Genomic DNA, 6,807 nt, shown 5'->3' with positions numbered 1-6,807 from the left:
ATTAAAAGTATCGTATGGTACTTTAAAAGAACTTGATTCTGGGCAGACTGTGGAAGAGATGGAAAAGATAATCAGCCAAAAATTGCACGAAGCGAAGCGGAGGGAGCTAGAACGAGGCGTCACATTAGTCGGCCCTCATCGTGATGATCTCCATTTCTTTGTGAATGGCTATGATATACAAACGTACGGCTCTCAAGGACAGCAGCGCACAACGGCTCTGTCCTTGAAACTGGCAGAAATAGAATTGGTCAAACAAGAGGTTGGCGAAACACCAGTCCTGCTCCTGGACGATGTCCTGTCAGAACTGGACGACTATCGCCAATCGCATCTTCTGAACACTATGCAAGGCCAAGTGCAGACTTTTGTTACGACAACGAACATTTCGGGCATTGACCACGAAACGATACGGCATGCCGAATTGTTCGAAGTGGATGCTGGCACTGTTTTCAAAAGAGAATAAGAGACCAAAATCCCCTGCTAATGCTAGGCAGGTTGATCGTTATATGTATGGTTCAGAAAGGAAAGGTGAACACGTTGGCAATGGAAGAGAAAGACATGCAGACAGCTTATGATGCCAATCAGATTCAAGTTCTTGAAGGATTGGAAGCTGTTCGTAAGCGGCCCGGCATGTACATCGGGACAACAAGTTCGAGAGGGCTCCACCATCTCGTTTGGGAAATTGTCGATAATAGTATCGACGAAGCACTCGCAGGCTATTGTGATCACATAGAGGTCACGATTGAGAAGGATAATTGGATCCGTGTAGATGACAATGGACGCGGAATTCCAGTCGGCATCCAGGAGTCCACAGGCCGTCCAGCAGTTGAAGTCATTATGACTGTCTTGCATGCGGGCGGAAAATTTGGTGGCGGAGGGTACAAAGTATCCGGCGGTTTGCACGGTGTAGGTGCTTCGGTCGTTAACGCCCTTTCTGAAGAGACGGAAGTATACGTTAAACTTGATGGCAAAGTCCATTCGATTAAATTCGAGCGGGGTGTTCCGACGCAGGAGCTGACAGTCATCGGTGAGACAGATGAAACAGGAACAACGACCCGTTTTAAAGCCGATCCAGAAATTTTCACCGAAACGACTGTATATGAATATGACATCCTCGCCAATCGTTTGCGTGAGTTGGCTTACTTGAACCGTGGGCTGCGCATCAGCATTACTGATGACCGGGAAGAAGAGAAACGGATGGACACCTTCTATTACGAAGGCGGGATTAAATCCTATGTTGAGCATCTGAACAAAAACAAAGGACCCATTCACGAAGAGCCGATTTTCATCGAGGGTGAAAAAGATGGCATCTCCATCGAAATCGCTATGCAATATAACAGCGGTTACGCGGAGAACATTTATTCATTCGCCAATAACATTAATACGTACGAAGGCGGTACGCATGAGTCCGGTTTCAAGACAGCTTTGACGCGTGTCATCAACGACTATGCCCGTAAAAACAATTTGCTGAAGGAAGCAGATCCGAATCTCTCGGGTGATGACGTCCGCGAAGGTCTCACCGCCATCATTTCGGTTAAACATCCAGATCCGCAATTTGAAGGGCAGACGAAGACGAAACTAGGAAACTCCGAAGTGAGCACCATTACGAACTCGCTCTTTGCAGAAAGCTTCCAACGTTTCCTTCTTGAAAACCCAACGACGGCACGACTTGTTATTGATAAAAGCTTAATGGCTGCCCGTGCACGGATTGCGGCAAAAAATGCCCGCGAATTGACGCGCCGGAAATCAGTACTGGAAGTATCCAGTCTTCCAGGCAAGCTTGCCGACTGTTCTTCACGGGATCCGGCTATCAGCGAACTGTATATCGTTGAGGGTGACTCGGCGGGAGGATCCGCAAAAAGTGGACGGGACCGTCATTTCCAAGCGATCCTGCCTCTGCGCGGTAAGATTTTGAACGTTGAGAAGGCAAGACTCGACCGCATCCTGAGCAACGCGGAAATCCGTATGATGATCACTGCGCTTGGAACAGGAATCGGAGATGAGTTCGATCTTCAGAAAGCGCGATATCATAAAATTGTCATCATGACCGATGCCGACGTCGATGGTGCACATATCCGGACATTATTGCTAACATTCTTCTTCCGTTTCATGCGCCCATTGATTGAGGCAGGATATGTCTATATTGCCCAGCCGCCTCTTTACCGGGTGAAGCAAGGAAAACATGAGGAATATTGCTTTGACGAAGTGGAATTGAAAGAGATCCTGAACCGTCTACCAGAAGTTCCAAAGCCGGCCATTACACGTTATAAAGGGCTGGGCGAGATGGATGCGACCCAATTGTGGGAAACGACAATGAACCCTGAAGTGCGCACATTGCTTCAAGTTCATCTTGAAGATGCGCTCGATGCCGATTCAACCTTTGAACAGCTCATGGGTGATGAAGTAGAGCCGCGCCGCAAATTCATTGAAGAGAACGCAATGTACGTCAAGAATTTGGATACTTGATAGGCTTGTGATCAGGAAAATCTAGATGGATAAAGAGATTGCCTGAGTTGAAAGGAGTTTGACAACATGGCTGATATGCCGAACCGCGGTGTCCAAGGAATCAATATTAGTACGGAGATGAAGACATCCTTCCTCGATTACGCGATGAGTGTTATCGTGTCCCGTGCACTTCCGGACGTCCGAGACGGTTTGAAACCGGTGCACCGACGTATACTTTACGCGATGCAGGACCTAGGAAACACAGCTGATAAACCACACAAAAAATCTGCTCGTATCGTTGGTGACGTAATCGGTAAGTATCACCCGCACGGCGACAGTGCTGTATACGACACGATGGTCCGGATGGCGCAGGACTTCAACTATCGCTATATGCTAGTGGACGGACACGGAAACTTCGGATCCGTCGATGGCGACTCAGCAGCTGCGATGCGTTATACCGAGTCCAGAATGTCGCGGATTGCGATGGAACTGCTGCGTGATATTAACAAAGACACCATTGATTATCAAGACAACTACGACGGGCAAGAGAAAGAGCCGATTGTCCTCCCGAGCCGTTTCCCAAATCTATTAGTGAACGGTACGTCAGGTATCGCAGTCGGTATGGCTACCAATATCCCACCGCATCATTTGGGTGAAACGATTGATGGCGTATTGGCGCTCGCAGACAACCCGGCTATTACGACCGATGAATTGATGGAGATCATTCCAGGTCCCGATTTCCCAACAGGCGGGATTATTATGGGAAGAAGCGGAATCCGCAGAGCTTATGAAACCGGAAGAGGTTCCATCATCATCCGCGGAAAAGTCGAAATCGAACAGCAATCGAACGGAAAAGAAACGATTATTGTGACGGAAATTCCGTACCAAGTAAACAAAGCAAAATTGATTGAGAAAATCGCTGAGCTGGTGCGCGATAAAAAAATCGAAGGCATCACTCATTTAGCCGATGAATCAGATCGCACAGGCATGCGGATTGTTATTGAAGTCCGCCGGGATGCGAATTCTAACGTTCTTCTCAATAATTTATATAAACATACTGCCCTGCAATCGAGCTTCGGCATCAATATGCTTGCGTTGGTCGATGGGCAGCCGAAAATTCTGGCGCTTAAAGAAATTCTTTATCACTATTTAGAGCACCAGAAAGTCGTCATCCGCCGCAGAACGCAATTTGATTTAAACAAAGCGGAAGACCGGGCTCATATTTTGGAAGGTTTGCGAATTGCACTTGATCATATCGATGAGATCATTGCTTTGATCCGGGCATCCAAAACGACGGATGAAGCGAAACACGGCCTGATGGAGCGTTTCGAGCTATCAGACCGCCAAGCTCAGGCGATTTTGGATATGCGTCTCCAACGTTTGACTGGTTTGGAACGTGACAAAATCGAGTCTGAGTATCAGGAGCTTCTTGTCTTGATTGCTGAATTGCGGGCCATTTTGGCAGACGAACAGAAAGTGGTCGACATCATCAAGGAGGAACTGTTAGAAGTGAAACGCCGTTTTGCGGATGAACGCAGAACGGATATTACAATGGGCGGTTCTGAAATGCTGGAAGACGAAGATCTCATTCCAGTTGAAAATTCTGTTTTGACACTGACTCATAATGGGTACATTAAGAGATTGCCGGCTAATACGTATCGAAGCCAACGCCGTGGTGGCCGAGGCATCCAAGGGATGGGAACAAATGACGATGACTTCGTGGAACATCTCCTGAACACGTCAACCCATGATACGATTCTCTTCTTTACTAGCAGAGGCCGGGTCTTCAAGAAAAAAGGTTATGAGGTCCCTGAATACAGCAGAACAGCAAAGGGTCTGCCGATCATCAATCTATTGGATTTTGACAAAAACGAAAAAGTTACAGCAATGATCCCGATTGAAAAGTTCGAGGAAGACAAATACCTCTTCTTCGCTACTTGTGGAGGAGTTGTAAAACGAACACCGATCTCTGACTTTGCCAATATCCGGTCCAACGGTCTGATTGCGCTCACACTTCGCGGTGATGACGAACTGATCGGCGTTCGGATGACAAGCGGCAATGAACAGATCGCCATCGGCACGAAAAACGGTATGCTGATCAAATTCCATGAAGAAGACATCCGTGTGATGGGCCGGGTTGCAAGCGGAGTACGAGGTATCCGCCTGCGGGAAGGTGATATCGCTGTTGGAATGGATACGGTCAGGGAAGGCGATGAAATCCTTGTTGTCACGGAAAAAGGATTCGGAAAACGTACACCTGAATCAGAATATCGAATTCAAACCCGTGGCGGTTACGGCTTAAAGACGTTGAATGTAACAGAGCGGAACGGCCAGCTTGTTGCTATGAAGACTGTTAATGGCACGGAAGATTTGATGCTTATTACAATTCACGGCATTCTGATCCGGATGGACATTGAAGATATTTCTTCAATCGGCCGGAGCACACAAGGCGTACGCCTCATCCGTCTGGGCGAGGATGAGCTAGTTGCCACTGTCGCCAAGGTGGAGAAAGAAGGGCCTGAAGAGGAAGCCGAGGAATCTGGGGATGGCATACCGGAGTTAGAACCGGCTGAAGAGCTTTCGACTGAAACGCCGGATGAAGAATAAATGAAATATTGAAGTTGCTGATTCTGCTATTTGCAGGATCAGCAACTTTTTTCATAGTTTATTCCAAAAATATGGAGTATAATAGTCGCAAAGAACTCGAAAGCGGTGAACCAACAGTAATGGAACTCTATAAGAACACGAGCGACTTACGCCCCGGTATCCTATTAAAGGAAGACGTTTTCGTCAAAACAAAATACCCGATCATGCGCAAAGACACGGAACTGACTCCGGAACATCTTTATGCGTTACGAGCATTTGGAGTGACACGGGTGAAGGTCGAAGAGCGAGTAGCTCCTGACAAATTGACTGACGAGGACAAAGATTCCCAAGCCATGTCTACCGCTGACATGCTCAAAAATATGCCCATTAGTCGAGAGACTCTTCGGAAACAATACTATGAAACAGTGCGTAACTTTAAAAAGGAGTTCATGGGCTGGCGCTCTGGCGCAAAGGTGGATATCGCCAAAGTGCGTCAAACCGTATTGCCCCTTTTGGAATCCTTTGCTACCCGCAAGAATATGTTGATTTCTCTAAATGAATTATCCGAGTCAAAAGATTATTTATATCACCACTCGGTAGGAGTGGGCATCTTGGCAGCCGCGATTAGCAAGCAGCTCGGTTATCCATCTGGAGATGCGATGCAAGTAGGGCTGGCAGGCGTGCTTGCTGATGTCGGCATGGCGAAAATCGACCCGCAAATAATCGAAAAGTCCGCCTTTCTATCGAGAGAGGAATACAATGAAGTAAAGAAACATACGATTTTCAGCTTTCAAATGCTGCAAGACACACCACTACTGCGTAAGGAAATGAAACTGGCAGTCTTCCAGCATCACGAACGGCTGGATGGCAGCGGCTATCCGAGAGGGGACAAATTGGAGAGCATATCGGGGTATTCGCAAATACTGGCGGTGTCCGATGTTTTCCATGCCATGACGTCCGAACGGATATATCGTTCCAAACAATCACCTTATAAAGTATTGGAAATGATTAAGGAAGAGGAATTCGGCAAGTTTGATATTAAGATAGTCCAAGCGCTAGAGAGCTTGATTGGCAATATATCCATTGGGACAAGGGTGAAATTATCGGACGGCGATATGGGAGAGGTCATGTTCATCCATCGGGATGCTCCGCTTCGGCCGTTGATTAAAAAGCTCCCGACCGGAGAAACAGTTGATCTGGCTTCAAAACGTTCCCTCTCTATTGAGAAGGTATTGGAGCAGTAATTGAATAGATATGGCAAGAGCAAAGGACGAATTTGAATGGTAACTGTCTAAAAGGTCAGTTGAACTTGTTATCATTCTAATTACTATTACGTGTTTTCCTACTGAAATGTAATAGGAAAGCACGTTTTTTATCCCGTTCTATATAGATGGTTTTAAAGGCGATACCAGTAGGAATAAACAAAAGGATAAAAATCTAAGGTTTTTCTAAAAAAACTATTGCGAAGCAAATAACTAACTGGTATAGTAAGTAACGTTGCACTTCACTGAACCAACCGGAAAACATTTAGAAATAAAGTTTTTAAAAGTGTTGACATGAAGTAAACAGAGTGATAAGATATAAGAGTTGCTGATACGGCAACAACAAACATGAACCTTGAAAACTGAACAGCAAAACGTCAACAATAAAGTCGGAATCCGGCCCTGTCGGGAAGAAGACAAACATGAATCTTCGGATTCGAAATTGACATCTTAAATGATGCCAGCAAGAAACTCGAGCTATTCGAATTTCTCTTTTATGGAGAGTTTGATCCTGGCT

At 46.3% G+C, this 6,807-nt stretch carries 4 protein-coding genes; all 4 read left to right on the top strand.

All coding sequences use genetic code 11. The features are described from left to right. The coding region (locus NCCP2222_RS18730; RefSeq protein ID WP_483882518.1) for a DNA replication/repair protein RecF at window positions 1-460 on the top strand (460 nt) is incomplete at its 5' end. A gap of 80 nt (window positions 461-540) precedes the next feature. Continuing rightward, window positions 541-2,463: a DNA topoisomerase (ATP-hydrolyzing) subunit B gene (gene gyrB / locus NCCP2222_RS18725; RefSeq protein WP_248514000.1), complete on the top strand. Its 1,923-nt coding sequence runs from the start codon at window positions 541-543 to the stop codon at window positions 2,461-2,463. A gap of 66 nt (window positions 2,464-2,529) precedes the next feature. Continuing rightward, window positions 2,530-5,049 carry a DNA gyrase subunit A gene (gene gyrA, locus NCCP2222_RS18720; RefSeq protein WP_248513911.1) on the top strand — a complete coding sequence of 840 codons (2,520 nt, stop codon included), beginning with the start codon at window positions 2,530-2,532 and terminating at the stop codon, window positions 5,047-5,049. A 119-nt stretch (window positions 5,050-5,168) separates the two neighbouring features. Next, on the top strand, window positions 5,169-6,272 hold the full coding sequence (locus tag NCCP2222_RS18715; protein ID WP_248513910.1) for an HD-GYP domain-containing protein: 1,104 nt from the start codon (window positions 5,169-5,171) through the stop codon (window positions 6,270-6,272). The last annotated feature ends 535 nt before the right edge of the window (window positions 6,273-6,807 follow it).

The sequence above is a fragment of the Sporosarcina sp. NCCP-2222 genome (assembly GCF_023168145.1).
Classification (GTDB): domain Bacteria; phylum Bacillota; class Bacilli; order Bacillales_A; family Planococcaceae; genus Sporosarcina.
This window is presented reverse-complemented; position numbering and strand designations above follow the sequence as displayed.

Excerpts from the sequence above, each read along its gene's own strand:
- gyrB (WP_248514000.1), top strand. The coding sequence starts at position 541 with ATGGAAGAGAAAGACATGCAGACAGCTTATGATGCCAATCAGATTCAA.
- gyrA (WP_248513911.1), top strand. The coding sequence starts at position 2,530 with ATGGCTGATATGCCGAACCGCGGTGTCCAAGGAATCAATATTAGTACG.
- NCCP2222_RS18715 (WP_248513910.1), top strand. The coding sequence starts at position 5,169 with ATGGAACTCTATAAGAACACGAGCGACTTACGCCCCGGTATCCTATTA.